This window comes from Sulfuriflexus mobilis, assembly GCF_003967195.1.
Classification (GTDB): Bacteria; Pseudomonadota; Gammaproteobacteria; order AKS1; family AKS1; genus Sulfuriflexus; species Sulfuriflexus mobilis.
In genome coordinates, this window is record NZ_AP018725.1 from 735,429 (window position 1) to 750,490 (window position 15,062).

General features: G+C 55.2%; 16 protein-coding genes. 6 read left to right on the forward strand and 10 right to left on the reverse strand.

What is annotated here, in order from left to right; genetic code table 11:
• Position 1: 1 nt before the first annotated feature.
• The 3 genes from EL386_RS03810 to EL386_RS03820 are packed head-to-tail and all read right to left on the reverse strand — an operon-like array spanning position 2 to position 2,413.
• Positions 2–532 carry a DUF302 domain-containing protein gene (locus EL386_RS03810; protein WP_126453590.1) on the reverse strand — a complete coding sequence of 177 codons (531 nt, stop codon included), beginning with the start codon at positions 530–532 and terminating at the stop codon, positions 2–4.
• A gap of 11 nt (positions 533–543) precedes the next feature.
• Positions 544–1,086, reverse strand: a complete 543-nt coding sequence (locus tag EL386_RS03815; RefSeq protein ID WP_126453592.1) for a HEAT repeat domain-containing protein — start codon at positions 1,084–1,086, stop codon at positions 544–546.
• Positions 1,064–2,413, reverse strand: coding sequence for a YhjD/YihY/BrkB family envelope integrity protein (locus EL386_RS03820; RefSeq protein WP_126453594.1), 1,350 nt, complete (start codon positions 2,411–2,413; stop codon positions 1,064–1,066). Before EL386_RS03820 ends, EL386_RS03815 begins: the two co-directional genes overlap by 23 nt.
• Positions 2,414–2,552: 139 nt before the next feature.
• Here EL386_RS03820 and EL386_RS03825 point away from each other — a divergent pair, with 139 nt between their 5' ends.
• Positions 2,553–2,954, forward strand: a complete 402-nt coding sequence (locus EL386_RS03825) for a type IV pilus assembly protein FimV (protein WP_126453596.1) — start codon at positions 2,553–2,555, stop codon at positions 2,952–2,954.
• A gap of 8 nt (positions 2,955–2,962) precedes the next feature.
• Here EL386_RS03825 and EL386_RS03830 read toward each other — a convergent pair whose 3' ends face one another.
• The 4 genes from EL386_RS03830 to EL386_RS03845 form a co-directional block, all read right to left on the reverse strand.
• Positions 2,963–3,826 carry an HDOD domain-containing protein gene (locus EL386_RS03830; protein WP_172597608.1) on the reverse strand — a complete coding sequence of 288 codons (864 nt, stop codon included), beginning with the start codon at positions 3,824–3,826 and terminating at the stop codon, positions 2,963–2,965.
• A 66-nt stretch (positions 3,827–3,892) separates the two neighbouring features.
• Entirely contained in the window at positions 3,893–4,744 is an 852-nt protein-coding gene (locus EL386_RS03835) for an SDR family oxidoreductase (RefSeq protein ID WP_126453600.1), read from the reverse strand.
• Between the two features lie 28 nt (positions 4,745–4,772).
• Positions 4,773–5,441, reverse strand: a complete 669-nt coding sequence (locus EL386_RS03840) for a DUF1614 domain-containing protein (protein WP_172597609.1) — start codon at positions 5,439–5,441, stop codon at positions 4,773–4,775.
• Complete coding sequence (locus EL386_RS03845) at positions 5,438–7,258, reverse strand: ABCB family ABC transporter ATP-binding protein/permease (protein ID WP_126457217.1); 1,821 nt, start codon at positions 7,256–7,258, stop codon at positions 5,438–5,440. Before EL386_RS03845 ends, EL386_RS03840 begins: the two co-directional genes overlap by 4 nt.
• Before the next feature lie 248 nt (positions 7,259–7,506).
• Between EL386_RS03845 and EL386_RS03850 the strand changes: the two genes are divergently transcribed.
• The 3 genes from EL386_RS03850 to aspS are packed head-to-tail and all read left to right on the forward strand — an operon-like array spanning position 7,507 to position 10,244.
• Positions 7,507–7,758 carry an FmdB family zinc ribbon protein gene (locus tag EL386_RS03850; protein ID WP_126453602.1) on the forward strand — a complete coding sequence of 84 codons (252 nt, stop codon included), beginning with the start codon at positions 7,507–7,509 and terminating at the stop codon, positions 7,756–7,758.
• 9 nt (positions 7,759–7,767) lie between these two features.
• Positions 7,768–8,412, forward strand: coding sequence for a DUF502 domain-containing protein (locus tag EL386_RS03855; RefSeq protein ID WP_126453604.1), 645 nt, complete (start codon positions 7,768–7,770; stop codon positions 8,410–8,412).
• A gap of 53 nt (positions 8,413–8,465) precedes the next feature.
• Complete coding sequence (aspS, locus tag EL386_RS03860; protein ID WP_126453606.1) at positions 8,466–10,244, forward strand: aspartate--tRNA ligase; 1,779 nt, start codon at positions 8,466–8,468, stop codon at positions 10,242–10,244.
• Between the two features lie 109 nt (positions 10,245–10,353).
• Here aspS and EL386_RS03865 read toward each other — a convergent pair whose 3' ends face one another.
• Positions 10,354–10,764, reverse strand: a complete 411-nt coding sequence (locus EL386_RS03865; RefSeq protein ID WP_126453608.1) for a hypothetical protein — start codon at positions 10,762–10,764, stop codon at positions 10,354–10,356.
• Between the two features lie 193 nt (positions 10,765–10,957).
• On the opposite strand from EL386_RS03865, the gene EL386_RS03870 reads away from it, so the two are divergent.
• Together EL386_RS03870 and EL386_RS03875 are read left to right on the forward strand one after the other, a co-directional pair.
• Positions 10,958–11,215, forward strand: coding sequence for an RNA recognition motif domain-containing protein (locus tag EL386_RS03870; protein WP_126453610.1), 258 nt, complete (start codon positions 10,958–10,960; stop codon positions 11,213–11,215).
• Between the two features lie 605 nt (positions 11,216–11,820).
• On the forward strand, positions 11,821–12,723 hold the full coding sequence (locus EL386_RS03875) for a hypothetical protein (protein WP_126453612.1): 903 nt from the start codon (positions 11,821–11,823) through the stop codon (positions 12,721–12,723).
• Between the two features lie 74 nt (positions 12,724–12,797).
• Here EL386_RS03875 and EL386_RS03880 read toward each other — a convergent pair whose 3' ends face one another.
• Both EL386_RS03880 and EL386_RS03885 read right to left on the reverse strand, forming a co-directional pair.
• Positions 12,798–13,814: a M48 family metallopeptidase gene (locus EL386_RS03880; protein WP_126453614.1), complete on the reverse strand. Its 1,017-nt coding sequence runs from the start codon at positions 13,812–13,814 to the stop codon at positions 12,798–12,800.
• Positions 13,811–14,917 (reverse strand): YjgN family protein, encoded by a 1,107-nt coding sequence (locus EL386_RS03885; protein ID WP_126453616.1) that lies wholly within the window; start codon positions 14,915–14,917, stop codon positions 13,811–13,813. Before EL386_RS03885 ends, EL386_RS03880 begins: the two co-directional genes overlap by 4 nt.
• Positions 14,918–15,062: the final 145 nt, after the last annotated feature.

Genomic DNA, 15,062 nt, shown 5'->3' on the forward strand with positions numbered 1-15,062 from the left:
ATTACGGCACTGCAGCAGTGATGATGGCTTCAAGCAAGCCCTCGACTGCCTTGATTGAGGCCTGAGATTCAGGGCTGCCTACCGGCGTTGGCCGACGGTAGGAGACATAGGTGATATTGTCATCATCGGGCAGAGCATAGACGGTAATGATATAGGGGCAGAAGACGATATTGTGCGGGTCGGCCTCCATGGTCGCGCGGGATATGGTGGAACTGCAGAACTCGATCGCCTCGGCATGTGCAAAGACCTGTTTGCTTGCACCAACATCGGAAGCGGTGCGTGCCAGCATGTTACCGATATGCGAGATGTTGTTGATCTTGATACCACGTTCGGCAATGGCATTTTTTATATCATCCAGCACGTACTCATAAGGACTTTCAATCCGGCGCATCGACATGTGTACATACGGATCCATCTCGCTTGCCTGTCCGGCGGTTTCACTGCTGTTATTATTGGCCACGTCACAGGCAGTCAATATGAGGCCAAGACAGGTAAGCATGCCCATGTAGATGAGGTTACGTGCATAAGTCATATGTTAGATCCTTATTCGGAGGTTTTCTCAAGCTGGCGCTTGGTCAATTCATTGTCAGCAGTACCGGCAACTTCAGGAAATTCATCCTGCGTCAGTTTTTTTAAGGTTGCAATCGAGGTGTTCCAGTTTTTTGCGACCTCAAGACGGATATCGGGCAGCGGGTCAGCGGCGAGAATATCCATCACCGCGGCGCTGCAATATTCATAGCGGGCAACAACACTACGCACTACCGGGTCCTGGTCACGGGCCAGTAACTGGTGACTATTATCCGCTGTTGCCGTATTGGTGACAACGGCAATTCTTACCCGTTGATCACGGTCTTGCGCAAGCTGGTGGAGTAATTCCGACGGGCTACGCCGGTTGGCCGCAATGGCGCGGCGCACTTCCCAGGCGGGGTCATTGGCCAGTTGTTGTAATTGTCCTGCTGGGGTCTGCGGGTTACGGGCCAGTCGTGCGCGCTGCTCAGTATCTCCGGCAAACAGAACAGGAGACAGACCAAGGCTGCCGCAAACAATCGTGGTTAACAGAAGTTTATGCAGGTTGTGTAGCATCATCGGACTCCGGAAAACGCAAAATAAGGTCTTTAAGGCTGTTATCTTCCAAAGATGAGACCATCGCATGTTCGGTTCGTTCCGTGACAAACATGCTGGCGACGCGTGCGCCTTCATGTCCGCAAGTGGTGATGGCGGTCTTCTCACCGCGGGCGGCATGCAGGATATCAATGAGCTTGATGGAATCGGTTTCACGGGCGGGTAGCCAGATTTTCCCATTTCCGGTGGTCTTGCCCAACAAGCCCGCCTCGGCAAAACTGTGCAGCAGGCGACTGACCTGTTCCGAGGGCCGGTTGAGTTCGGCGGCCAGCGCATTCAGGGTCCAGGCCGGTTTGCCCTTGTGAAAATGCAGGGCAATGAGGTACATGATCTGGATGGCGAGCTGTTCGCGTTGTTTTTGTTCGAGACAGTTACACTCATTGGCGGAAGACAGGACGCGCGGGTGCTGGTGGTAAAAGGCCACATCGGCGCCGACCAGCAGGATGATCCAACCCAGGTACAACCAGATCATAAACAGTACGAGGATGGCAAAGCTCGAGTAGATCGCCGCATAATTGGCCGAAGACATGGCAAACGAGGCAAACAGCCAGCTGGTGGTTTCCCAGAACAGACCGGCGATAATTGCCCCGGTCAGTGCGGACTTTAATCGCACCTTGGTGTTGGGCATAAAGATATAAACAAAACAAAAGGCAATAATGATCAATAGATAAGGCAGGGTGCGACCTATCAAACCAATACCCTCTCCAAGAATGCTGATCGTCGAGAGTGACTGCACGATGGCCGAGCTTTTCACCGAGGCGCTAATACCAATGGCTGTGAACATCAATACCGGGCCGACCAGGATCACACTCAGGTAATCACTGAAGCGCCGACTCAGGTGACGGGCCTCCTCGACGCGCCAGATATAGTTAAAGGAACGTTCGATCTTTTGCAGCAGCGAGATCACGGTATAGAACAACAGCGCGATCCCCACCGAACCCAACACACCGACCTTGATGTTATCGACAAAGCCCATGATCTTTTCGCCGACCTCCAGCCCCTGCGGGCCCATGCGGCTAAGGAACTCAAACAACAGTGGTTTGACCTGATTGTGTACGCCGAAGGCCTTGAGTACCGAGAAGCTTACTGCCAGGAGGGGCACCAGGGAGAGGAGCGTGGTATAGACCAGACTCATGGCACGCAGGGTGAGTTGGCCCTCAAGCAGGTCGCGCAAGACGCCATAGGTTATACGCATGCTGGCCAGGCGCAGGCGGCCGAGTACGCTGCTTGGTCTCGAGTGACGAACCTGCTGTTCGATATAGTCGTGTATCTGTTTTTTAGTCTGGTTCATATTGTCACCGTGGTATGTGCATAAGAGACTGTCAGAAATGGAGAAAATTGCAAGTCAGTCGGAACTGTGACAGGCTTTTCAGAAAACTATCATCAGACCGGTTATATCTGTCTGCCGGTTATGTCGAAAGGAGTTGGCTATGCGGGTAACGAGAAAAAAATGCTTCCTGATACTGCTATTCGGCATGTTCTCGGGGCCGGTTTATGCGCTGTCTCTCGGTGAGATAAAAGTGGCCTCGGCGCTTAATCAGCCCTTGCAGGCAGAGATCCCCCTTTATGATAACGACCCCGTTAGCCTGCTTGATGCCGAGGTCGGGCTGGCCAGCCATGCGGTGCATGCGCAGGCCGGTATCGACAAGTCGCATATGCTGAACCGCATTCGTTTCAAGGTGGTACGCAATGTGGATGGCCAGTTTGTGATCCGTCTGACCTCGCAGCAGCCGGTACGGGAGCCGGTAATGGAATTTGTGCTTGAGGTGAGTAACCGCAATGGCCACCTGCGCCGCAGTTATGCGCTGCATCTCGACCCACCGCGTTTTTGAAGACCCCGCTAGTTATAGTGACTGGGCAGGATAATACCCAGCAACTCATCAAACTCTGGTCCGGCCTCGCGCAGCACCTCATCCATCACCGAGGCATCCAGCCCGCTGAGCTGCCAGGCAATCGGGTCGACGTGGTGCAGTGCGTTGTCGTCCTCGTGGTCTTCGGCGATGTGGGTAAACGCGGTGGCGATATGGATGATCGCTGCATCCAGTGGGCTTTGCCGGGCCAGGCCGGGTTGGTGGTGACCGTTCACGGCATCCTGCAGGCCTTCCGGTAAACCCCATTTTTTCAGCAATTCGCTACCGATATCCGTGTGGTCAAAACCCAGTTGTATTTGTTCAATGACGTGTAAGGCCTGACCACTTTCGTGCACCGTATCCAGGACCTTGCGGGCCAGGTCGGCACGGCTCACACACAGGGCGAGCAGGCCAATATCATGCAGTAGCCCGGCAATAAACAGGCGCTCGGGGTGGAGTACATGACAGCGTTTGGCAAGCAGGCGGGCAACGACCCCGCAATAGACACTGTGTCGCCAGAACGAGGCCATGTTGAAAAATTCACCGGGGATCTTCGGGAAGGTCATTATTGAAGACGTCGCCAGTACCAGAATGAGCAGTTCACTGGTGCCGATCACGGAGATGGCACGTTCGAGGCTGGTAATGCGGCCGCTAAAGCCATACATGGAGCTGTTGGCGATCTTCAGCAGGCGCGCGGTCAGGTCTGCATCCTGGGCGATGAGGCGTGCAATATCGGAAATATTCTTGCGTGGGTCTTCGAGCAATTCATTCAGACGATGACAGACCTCGGGCAGTGAAACCAGCCGGTTAACGTCTTTAACGATTTCCGCAGCATCCATAGTGGTCAGTAACAAAAGGGATTGTCCATTATATAGCCGCATGCACCGGCTAAACTTGAGGGTTTTATTTTGGCGGACCGGTTAACGACTACCACCGCCAGAGACCTTTAACAGCAGGCGATCCAGCCAGCGATAAGGCAATAGACGGCGCAGGGTGCCGAACAGGTAGGTCGGGAAGGTGACATAGTAACGGACCTGTGGGCGTTTGCTCTCCAGGGCATGGATGACGCGTCTGAGCACGGCCTCGGGCGGCAGGGTGAAGGGTGCGGCATCTCCCTCTTTTTGCAGGCGTTCTTCCATGGCCGCATAGTGCTCGCGGTAAACACTGTTTTCCGCATCGATGTGTTTTTTGAAGGCAGCATGCGCATTATCACGAAATTTGCTGCGAATAGGCCCGGGCTCGATCAGCGAGACATGAATATTCGTGCCCGCCAGTTCCAGTCGCAGGGTATCTGCCAGGCCCTCGAGGGCAAACTTGCTGGCGTTATAGGCACCCCGCAAGGGCAGGACGACAAGACCGAGCACGGAGCTGTTCTGGATAATGCGGCCACCGCCCTGTTGGCGCATCACCGGGATGAGTTTGCGAGTCAGGGCATGCCAGCCAAACAGGTTGGTCTCAAACTGGGCGCGCAGGGCCTCACGGCTCAGGTCTTCCACGGCACCGGGTTGCTGATAGGCACCGTTATTAAACAGGGCGTAGAGTGTGCCGCCGGTGCGGGAGAGGATTTCTTCAACGGCCTCGTCGATCGAGTCATCATCGCTGACGTCTAGCACCAGTGCCTCGAGGCCTCGCTCGGTGAGCCTCTCGACATCGGCGAGGCGGCGGGCCGTGGCAAACACGCGGTAGCCACGTTGTTGCAGACCCTCGGCAACGCACAGGCCAATACCACTCGAGCAACCGGTAATGAGTATGCTTTTGTTATTGCTGTTCATGCCTGGAGTATAACGAGGCCAGACCTGATCAGGCCAGCAGCACCGCGACAATACCGGTGATAAAGATACCGTCAAAGGTCCCGGCACCACCGATTGAGGCAATGGGTGTGCCCAGCGTACGAATGTCCTTGAAACGCAACAGGTCGGCGCCGAGCAAGACCCCCAGGGTGCCACTGACATAGGCCAGTACCGGGCTGTGTTCCGGGGCCAGTAACAGGGCCACCAGGGCGGCGCTGATCGGTGCAATAAAGATTGGCATACCAATACCTATGCCCGGCAGGGGCCGACTGATGAAACGGCAAATCAGGGTGATGATAAGGGTGGCTATGACGATGGTGAAAAAATCCACACCGCGGGTCAGGACCAGGTAAACACTAAACAGGCTGGGCACGATCGCGCCGCCGACGTTGACGGCGATCAGGGTGCGGCCTTTGAACTCGGGCATGGCCTTGTGTAACAGCTGACGGTAAATATCCGGCACCGGCGCGGCCTGTTTGGCATCACTGCGGATGCTGAACAAGGGCAGGTTGATCAGGCTGCCGAATAACGAGGCGAATAACAGCAGGTAGGCCCCTTGTTGGGTCAGCCCGAGCTTATCAAAGGCGATACGCAGGATGCCGATCTGGACGATGGTGATAAAAAATATCAGGAAGGCAAAGGCCAGGCCGAATTGCAGGGGGGCGGGTTGATGGTTCACGGTGTGGTCGCCTTGGCGGCTGTGGTGGCCTCGCCGCGATCCTGTTGTTGCAGTTCCCACATGTGGGCATAACGGCCCTGGGCGGCCAGCAGTTCCTTGTGGGTACCGCGCTCAACAATATGCCCCGCATCCATGACCAGGATCTGGTCGGCATCGACGACGGTTGAAAGTCGGTGTGCGATCACCAGCGTGGTGTGGTCTTCTGCGACCTCGTGTAGGGCCTCGAGGATGGTTTGCTCCGAGGCGGAATCGAGGCTCGAGGTTGCCTCGTCGAAGACGAGTATCTTGGGATTTTTTAAAATGGTGCGTGCGATCGCCACACGTTGTTTCTCGCCACCGGAGAGTTTCAGGCCGCGTTCACCGACGACAGTCTCATAGCCATCGGGCAGCGACTGGATAAAGTGATCGATGTGGGCGAGTTCCGCGGCACGGATGATCTCTTCACGTGTCGCCTCCGGGTTGGCATAGGCGATGTTGTAATACAGGCTGTCATTAAATAGCACCGTATCTTGCGGCACGATACCAATGGCCCGGCGCAGACTTAGTTGGGTGACGTCGCGCACGTCCTGGCCATTAATGAGGACGCGGCCCTCATCGACATCATAAAAACGGAACAGCAGCCGTGACAGGGTCGACTTGCCGGCCCCGCTTTGTCCCACAACGGCGAGCTTTTGCCCGGGGCGAATAGTGAAATCAATATCACTGAGGATCTCGCGCTCAGGCGTATAATGGAAACTGACGTGCTCAAAACGGATCTCACCGTCACCGACATCCAGTTCCGTCGCTGTCTCGCTATCTTCAATCTCGGGTTTCTCGTCGATGATGCGGAACATGAGTTCCATATCGGAGAGGGCGTGTTTGAGCTGGCTGTAAACAATGCCAAGAAAGCCGAGCGGGATGAATAACTGGATCAAAAAGGCATTCACCAGCACCAGGTCACCGAGGCTCATCGAGCCATCGATCACGCCCTGGCTGGCAAGAAACATGATCGCAGTGACGGCACTGGTGATGATGGCGGCCTGGCCGAAGTTTAGTGAAGACAGCGTGGTCTGGCTCTTTACCGCCGCATCTTCCCACTCACCGATGGTCTTGGTGTAACGCCGCATCTCGTGGGCCTCATTACCAAAGTACTTTACCGTCTCGTAATTGATCAGGCTGTCGATGGCTCGCGTGTTGGCCTGCGAGTCAGCACGGTTCATTTCAATGCGGTACTTCATGCGCCACTCGGTAATATAAAAGGTGAACAGCATGTAGGCGCCAACGCTGACGGCGGTAATGATCACAAACCAGATATCGTATTGATACAGCAGGATGCCGGTGATCAGGGTGATTTCCACCAGGGTCGGCAGGATACTGAAGACCAGATAATTCAGCAGCGAACTGACCGCGCGGGTGCCGCGGTCGATGTCGCGTGAGATCGCACCGGTCTTGCGGTCGAGGTGAAAGCGCAGCGAGAGGTTGTGCATGTGGCCAAGGACATTGCAGGCGACCTTGCTCATGGCGCCGTGGCGCACACGGGCGAACACGGCATCGCGCACCTCGTTAAATAGGGAGCTGGACAGGCGCAACAGCCCATAGGTGAGCAGCAGCACAACGGGCAAGACCAGTTGTTGCCCCTCGGGTTGGTCCAGGACGTCAACAATTCCCTTCAGTGCCAGAGGCACGGCGACATTCGCGCCCTTGGCCAGGATCAGGGCCAGCAGGGCCAGTAATACACGGCCGCGGTAGTCCCAGAGGTAGGGGAGCAGGGCGCGAATTGTATTCACGTCATTTCGATCATCTGTGGGGAGGCGCGTGGCCCGACCGCCGTATAACATCATCCCATTCCTTCATTACGTGCCCGGGCATTGTACCGAAATGCCGGGACCGTGGTAGCGACAACCGCCGCGGCAGGGTATTTATCCGGCTGTCAGGCAAGATCAAACAGGTTTGTGGGCAAAACTTCGTTATAATTGGCCGTGACAGGCTCGCCGGGAGCGAAACCCTGCGTTGAAAAGCGGATAGGCCGCCCCCATAAACCCCGAACACGGGAAGAGTGATAATTTTTGTTGGACAGGAATAAACCATGCCGATTTATGAATACGCGTGTACTGAGTGCGGCCACACGATGGAGGCCTTGCAGAAAATGAGTGATGCCCCGCTGACGGATTGCCCGGTGTGTGGCAAGGCTACACTACAAAAGCAGATATCCGCGGCCGGTTTTCGCCTCAAGGGCGGCGGCTGGTATGAGACCGATTTCAAGAGTGGTGGTAAGAAAAACGTCGCTGGCGACGGCAAGGCCTCAGGCGATAGCAAGACCTCGAGCAGTAGTAGTTAGGCCGGCCGTATGATTCGCCGTTACCTCATCGCCGGTCTACTCGTCTGGTTGCCGCTCGGTGTGACCCTGCTGGTCTTTAAGCTGCTGGTCGGGCTGGTCGAGAACCTGCTTGAACTGGTGCCGCCGGCCTACCACCCCGAGGCCCTGCTTGGGCTGGAGATCCCCTATCTCAATGTCATCCTGGCCCTGGTGGCCATGTTCATTGTGGTCGTGGTCACCGGGCTGCTGGCCGCCAACCTGTTTGGCCGTCAGCTGGTCGCCATGTGGGAGTCCCTGCTCGGGCGCATCCCGCTGGTACGGCCGATCTATCAGGGTGCCAAGCAGATCGCCGAGACCGTATTTTCCTCCTCCGGCAAGTCCTTCCGCAAGGTGCTGCTCATCGAGTACCCACGCAAGGGGCTATATACCCTGGCCTTCCAGACCGGCAGCAGTGCCGGTGAGGTACAGGAGCGCACCGGCGAGGAGGTCACCACGGTGTTTATCCCCACCACACCGAACCCGACCTCGGGCTTTATCATCCTCGTACCAACTAAAGATGTGGTCGAATTGGAGATGAGCGTCGACGAGGCGCTGAAAATGATCATCTCGCTGGGCATGGTCGAGCCGAAGTGGCCGATTGAAAAACCGCAGAAACTCCCGGCAGATATTGCATAACGGCCTGCAACCCCTTAAGATTCCGGCCCTTCACAAGGTCTGGGAAAAATCCAATGCGAACTCATTATTGCGGCCACGTTAACGAGAGCCTCATCGACTCCACGGTGGAGCTGTGCGGCTGGGTACACCGTCGTCGTGACCACGGTGGCGTCATCTTTATCGACCTGCGTGACCGCGAGGGCCTGGTCCAGGTCGTCATCGACCCGGACACCGAGGCCGCCTTTGCCAGTGCTGAGACTGCCCGTAGTGAGTATGTACTTCGCATAAAGGGCCTGGTACGTCACCGTCCTGAAGGCACCGTCAACGAAGACCTGGCCAGTGGCAAGATCGAGGTGCTGGGCAAGGAACTCGAGATCCTCAACACCGCCAAGACCCCGCCGTTCCTGCTCGACGAAGAGAGCGAGGTCCGGGAAGAGGTGCGCCTGCGTTACCGTTATATCGACCTGCGCCGTCCGGTCATGCTGCGCAACCTGCGCCTGCGCTCCGAGGTGACCCGTGCCCTGCGTGAACAGCTGGATGCCAACGGCTTTATGGATATTGAGACCCCGATCCTGACCAAGGCCACCCCGGAGGGCGCGCGTGACTACCTCGTGCCGAGCCGTACCCACAGTGGCGAGTTTTTTGCCCTGCCGCAGTCGCCGCAGCTGTTCAAACAGCTGCTTATGGTCTCCGGCATGGACCGTTATTACCAGATCGTGCGCTGCTTCCGTGATGAAGACCTGCGCGCCGACCGCCAGCCGGAATTCACCCAGCTCGATATCGAGACCTCGTTCATGGACGAGGAGGCGATTATGCAGATCAACGAAGACATGATCCGCAACGTCTTCGACCGCGTGCTCGGTGTGCAACTGGCCAAGCCCTTCCCGCGCATGACGCACGCAGAGGCCATCCGCCGCTTCGGTGTCGACAAGCCGGACCTGCGCATCCCACTGGAACTGGTCGATGTCGACGACCTCATGCAGGGTGTCGAATTCAAGGTTTTTGCCGGTCCGGCCGCCGACCCGGAAGGCCGCGTCGCCGCGCTGCGCCTACCCAAGGGCAGCGAGCTGTCGCGCAAGCACATTGATGATTACACCAAGTACGTCAGCATCTACGGTGCCCGGGGTCTGGCCTATATTAAGGTTAACGATATCGCCGCCGGTCGCGAGGGCCTGCAGTCACCGATCCTGAAATTCCTGCCCGATGCCACCATCGAGGGCATTATGCAGCGCACCGGTGCCGAGAACGGTGACCTGGTGTTCTTCGGTGCCGACAAGGCCCATATCGTCAATGAGGCACTCGGCGCCCTGCGTATCAAGCTCGGTCACGATACCGGCCTGGTTGAAGAGGGCTGGCGCCCGCTGTGGGTGGTCGATTTCCCGATGTTCGAGAAAGACCCGGCCAGCGGTCGCCTGAATGCCCTGCATCACCCCTTCACCGCGCCAAGTTGCAGTGTTGAAGAACTGCAGGCCGAGCCGGCCAAGGCCCTGTCGCGTGCCTACGATATGATCCTCAACGGCAGTGAAGTCGGTGGCGGCTCCGTGCGTATCCACGACGCCGAGATGCAGGCGACAGTATTTAAATTACTTGGTATTAGTGATGAAGAGGCCACCGACAAGTTCGGCTTCCTGCTCGAGGCCCTGGCCTACGGTTGCCCGCCACACGGCGGTATCGCCTTCGGCCTCGACCGCCTGGTTATGCTCATGGCCGGTGCCGATTCGATTCGTGAAGTCATGGCCTTTCCGAAGACGCAGAGCGCCAACTGTCTGCTCACCAATGCGCCGTCAGAGGTGAACGAGGCGCAGCTGAAGGAGTTGAGCCTGCGGATCAAGAAGCCGGTGAAGCAGGATTGATGATTTCGGATTGCTGAATGATGATTTGATGAGAGAGCCCGGCGTTGCCGGGCTTTTTTATTTTATTTTTTAATGCTCAAATTTGGTGATAAATCTGAAAATTTTATCCTCAATGAATTTTTATCTCATCAAAATTCAGTGCTGCGATGATGGCGTTGAGACGGCCTTGTTCACCAGTCTCTTGCGCGAGCGAGGAATTGTTATCGCCGGCGCTGCGGGCGGCGAGTTCGATTCGCTCGATGTATTGACGGTTGCACTCGGTGACGGTGTTCTTGAGCAGGTCGAGGATTTCAACAATGGCATCGGGTGACCTGACCCAGGCCTCGATAAAGAGGCCTTCCTCAGCCTTTATCTTCGGCGTCGAGGTGTGTTTGGCGAGCAGGCTGTTAAAGGCGTTGCACCAATCTGCGGGGGCCTTGTGTGTCAGTTTGAAATAAAGGTCGATGTAGGGTTCTTTGCGAATGATGGGCGGCCGTCTTTCGTCGATACCGATAATTCTTAGATCACTGATGCCTTCCACTGTCCTGATTCCTTTATGCGCCTGACTAGAGACATCGTAGCTGAAAAGCCCGTGCAACGCCCTTTATTCCGCTTATTTTGTTGCCCTTACGCTGATTAGCGGGAGAGGGGATGTCTGTGCCGGCAAGAAAATCCCGTCTGTTTGCCGTCGTAGGCGGTATAATCGCCACAATTGATATTAATACGGTGACCCCATGAAACTACTGATACGCAATCTGGCCACGAGCACCACTGAGAAGGCGCTTCGGGACCTGTTTGAGGGTTATGGTACCGTGCAGTCCTGCACGCTGGTCATGGATAAAGATACCGGCCATTCCAAGGGTTTCGGCTTTATCGAGATGCCCAGACCGGGTGAAGCCAAGGCGGCGATGAAAAACCTCAATGGCATGCTTGTGGACGACAGCATGATTCGGGTTAAAAAGGCCGAGTCGAAACAGAGTGGCGGCACGTAAAAGGTACTAGCTAACGTTAACGCGTCTTATAAGTCGCCAAAATTCTTGGTGGTCTTTTTGGCTTTCTTTGCCGCTTTCTTTTCTTTTGGGCTCAGGGCAGGTTGTTTCTTGTTCTCTTTATTGCTTTTTTGTTCTTTACTCATGATTTTCGCTCCAGGTAATTAGTGGGTAATCTTCAAGGTTAATGATGGTCTGACAATGCTTTACAAACTACTGAACATCAAAGGGTGTAGTCCGCATTGAATATTCCGCTATCGGGCAAGAGAAATGCCAAAGCTGGCGGGTAGGGTAGATACTCCACAGCCTACCATAAATGCTGAATAAAAGGGGCGTAGCCTTTATTCCCGTTCAGTATCGCCACGGCGTGATTCATGAGTACTTGTTTAGCCTATGGAAATAATTGCCCTCTGAAGCCGTTTATTTTGGCGAAACCGTGTAGGAGGCTACTGATACCACCAATATAGACTCCAGCCAGAAATAGCCACTTTTTTTGACCGGATTGAATTCTCCCGCACTTGCCCATACCCTATATTTTCATGCGTTACGTATTACACTCTCTGGTTAGTCACCTTGTGGTTGGGGCCCTCGCGGGATCTCTGTTGCTGTTGAGCACGTTCGCCCAGGCCGGGGCAGACAAGCTGCTAAAAAAATATGAGCAGATAGAAACCACTCTGCAAGATAACGTCTTCGGCCTTCCAGTGCATGTGGAGTCAAACGGCGATAACGGCACCATGCGTGGTGATGTCTTTGGTATTATCCCCCATGCCTTCAGCACCGTCCGCGATGCCCTCGGCACGCCGGCGAACTGGTGTGAAATGGTACCGAGACACCTGAATGTCAAGGCCTGCACCTATCGCCATCTTGACGGTGAGTGTCGTCTTACCCTCTACAGTGGCCGCAAGTTTTATGAGAAGGCGGATGATGTCTACTTGCTGGACTATCGTTACCAGCTGGGGGCCAAACAAAAGGATTATTTTTATATAACGCTTAATGCTGAAGAGGGACCACTCGATACCGGTAACTACTTAATTACAGCCGAGGCGATACCGCTTGGCGAGTCTTCTACATTTATCCACTTCAGTTACTCCTATGATCATGGTTTTATAACCGGCCTTGCCATGACAGGCTATTTCGCCACACTTGCCAGCGATAAAATCGGTTTTACCGTAGTCGACAAACATGATGATGGTGAACCGGTTTATGTGGATGGTGTTCGTGGGGTTATAGAGCGCAATGCCATCCGTTATTACTTTGTTATCCAGAGCTTTCTGGATACTTTGAGCACGCCAGAACGGGGGCGTTTCGAAGCGCGTCTCAATAACTGGTTTGACCTTACCGAGCGATACCACGCACAGCTATATGAAATGGATAAAAAGGATTACCTGAAATACAAACGCAATGAACGACAGGATCAGATACGCATGCAACTGGCCATCAACCAGACATCACACGCTCAGGGAGATAGTCTAGCCGCTAATGGCGAATGCCTGATGAATGGTTATCATTAGCTGCCTGCCTGTATCGACAAGGTGTGATTCATGAATGCCTCTCAGTGAGATCAAGTGGACAGATAACTTGTTATTCAACCGCCCGTTAATCGTAGCACGCGCTCGGCCGTAGCCGGGTGGCTATCGAGGTAACCGCTGGTGTCGCTGTCGCCGTATTCCTCACCAAGGCGTTGCAGGATGCTGGTCAGGTAGCGGGTATCCAGCCCCTGTTGTTGCATGAAGCTCACGGCAAAGGTATCCGCCTCGGTCTCAAACTGGCGTGAATACTTTGCCTGTGCCAACAGGGTCGGCAGGGTGGCAGCCAGGGAACTGGCGGAGCCGACGTCACCGGTGATCATGATCAATAGCAGTGCCAGGGCCGAATTCTGCAAGACGTGACGCATGGCATGGCGGTGTTCGACATGACCGAGTTCGTGGCCGAGGATGCCGAGCAGTTCACGGTCGTCCTCTGCGATCTTTACCATGTCATCGGTAAACACGAGGATACCGGAAGGCAGTGCCAGGGCGTTGGCACCGATGGCCTTGCTGTGACGAAACTCGATACGCGGCAGGGGGGCGCGGCCTGCCTTGTGCAGGGCGGCATTGAACTGCTGCAATAAATGCTGTCGACGCCCTTCGCTTAACCGCGTGGGGGTGAGCAGCCCCAGTCTTTCCAGTGCCGCCAGGGTCTGTTCGCCCGTGGTGGTTTCCCATTCCAGGGGGATACGCTCTGCGACGTGTTTCGCCGCCGCGGGCAACAGGTATTCAACGCCGCCCCAGATGATTGCCATCGCCAGCAGCATGCCCAACAAGGCATACTTGAGACTGTTCTCCCAGTGATGTACCCAATCGAGAAAGCCGCCCTTGTGCGCGGCCGGCAGGGCCGCGCGCAAGGCCCGATAGTCGGTGACCTCACACAGGGAGTTATCCGGAAATTGCAGGCGTGCAGGCACGGCACCGACCTGCGCGGGGATGTCGATATCATCGAGTGAATAACTCAGCGAAATGCCCTCACCATTCACCTTGATGGTGCCATCCGCGTAGATAGCGAGCGTTACGGGCTGGCTCGCCGAACTGTGGCCATCGTAGCGGCTGGCAGACAGTGTGTTCACAGGCCGATATCTACCCCGAAGACCTCACCGAGTTCCTCTCCGGTGGCACTGGTCTGGCTCTGTTCGCCGGCGATGAAGTGACCGATTTCACCTTCAGACAGCACGCTCATGCAACTGACCCGGTAGCGTGTCATGCGGATGCGCGCCCAGGGGATGAGCAGGCCGAAGGATAGGATGATGCCAAGTGCGTTACTGTAGTACAGCCAGATCATGCGGGCGGTTTTCAGCTTTGAACGAAAACGCTTTTTTGCGACGCTGATGTTGTTCCACAACAGGTTGGTAATGGCCGTCTGCATGTAGGCAAAGATCGCGATGTAAAAAATCGAGATGATCCCTATGATGATAAAAGTCAGCATGATGACGGTTGTCTGTTGTTCAGGGTCAACGTCCGGGCTGTCTGCCACGGCCTGTTCGACACCGGCCAGTTCCGGGAACAGGAAGGTCAGCATCGGGCCGAGTGCCACCATCAGAACACCGAGCAGCATGAATAACAGCCAGATGGCGATATATATAAGGTAAAAATCCCCGACGGGCGCATTCAGGCCAAAACGGCTCTGGCCAAAACTGCTTTTGTCGATGACAAATTTACTTTGCCGGTAATGATAGTAGGGAAAAATCAAACCCAGGGTTAATGGGATCAACAGGCCGATGCCGACAAAGACCTTGTAGGCATCGGCATAGTCGCGTTCGAAATTGAAACGGATGTTGCGATAGGTGGTATTTGCCAACCGGAACGCCATGCTGCGCACTACCACCCACGGCAAGACCAGAAAAAATACTAATACGAAGAGTATACTGACTTGCGGGTAAAACTCGCTGGTAACGGAAAACGCGATATAGAACCCGAGGGCGATAAGGTAACCCTTGAGGATGGCTACAGGGTTGGCAACAAAATCAAACGTGGAATCGGCCAGCAAGGTATTGCCGTAAAAATAACGCTTGGTGCGCACCTTGGCCCAGGGGGCATAAATCCCCAGGGTGAGGATAGTGAGCAAGACGTTGACGATCCAAATCCCGAAGTACTCACGGGCCTTGCCATTGAACTGTAGCGGTATTTCACGTAGTTGCGCAGTAGACTCTGCCGTTGTTATGTTTTCCTGCATGGTTGGCACCCCTTGTGCATTTGTTGTTGTTTTATCAAAAAATACGCGGGCCAATCATGCGGTATTTTCTGTTGCTTTTTAGCATAGCATGATATTCATAGAGTGTCTGATAAGGGACTGGTGTTGCGTATTAATTTAGCAGCAG

What these genes read in the sequence shown, in the direction of transcription:
- EL386_RS03855 (WP_126453604.1), top strand. Translation starts at nt 7,768, where the DNA reads ATGATTCGCCGTTACCTCATCGCCGGTCTACTCGTCTGGTTGCCGCTC.
- EL386_RS03810 (WP_126453590.1), bottom strand. Translation starts at nt 532, where the DNA reads ATGACTTATGCACGTAACCTCATCTACATGGGCATGCTTACCTGTCTT.
- EL386_RS03885 (WP_126453616.1), bottom strand. Translation starts at nt 14,917, where the DNA reads ATGCAGGAAAACATAACAACGGCAGAGTCTACTGCGCAACTACGTGAA.
- EL386_RS03815 (WP_126453592.1), bottom strand. Translation starts at nt 1,086, where the DNA reads ATGATGCTACACAACCTGCATAAACTTCTGTTAACCACGATTGTTTGC.
- EL386_RS03870 (WP_126453610.1), top strand. Translation starts at nt 10,958, where the DNA reads ATGAAACTACTGATACGCAATCTGGCCACGAGCACCACTGAGAAGGCG.
- aspS (WP_126453606.1), top strand. Translation starts at nt 8,466, where the DNA reads ATGCGAACTCATTATTGCGGCCACGTTAACGAGAGCCTCATCGACTCC.
- EL386_RS03850 (WP_126453602.1), top strand. Translation starts at nt 7,507, where the DNA reads ATGCCGATTTATGAATACGCGTGTACTGAGTGCGGCCACACGATGGAG.
- EL386_RS03845 (WP_126457217.1), bottom strand. Translation starts at nt 7,258, where the DNA reads ATGTTATACGGCGGTCGGGCCACGCGCCTCCCCACAGATGATCGAAAT.
- EL386_RS03825 (WP_126453596.1), top strand. Translation starts at nt 2,553, where the DNA reads ATGCGGGTAACGAGAAAAAAATGCTTCCTGATACTGCTATTCGGCATG.
- EL386_RS03835 (WP_126453600.1), bottom strand. Translation starts at nt 4,744, where the DNA reads ATGAACAGCAATAACAAAAGCATACTCATTACCGGTTGCTCGAGTGGT.
- EL386_RS03820 (WP_126453594.1), bottom strand. Translation starts at nt 2,413, where the DNA reads ATGAACCAGACTAAAAAACAGATACACGACTATATCGAACAGCAGGTT.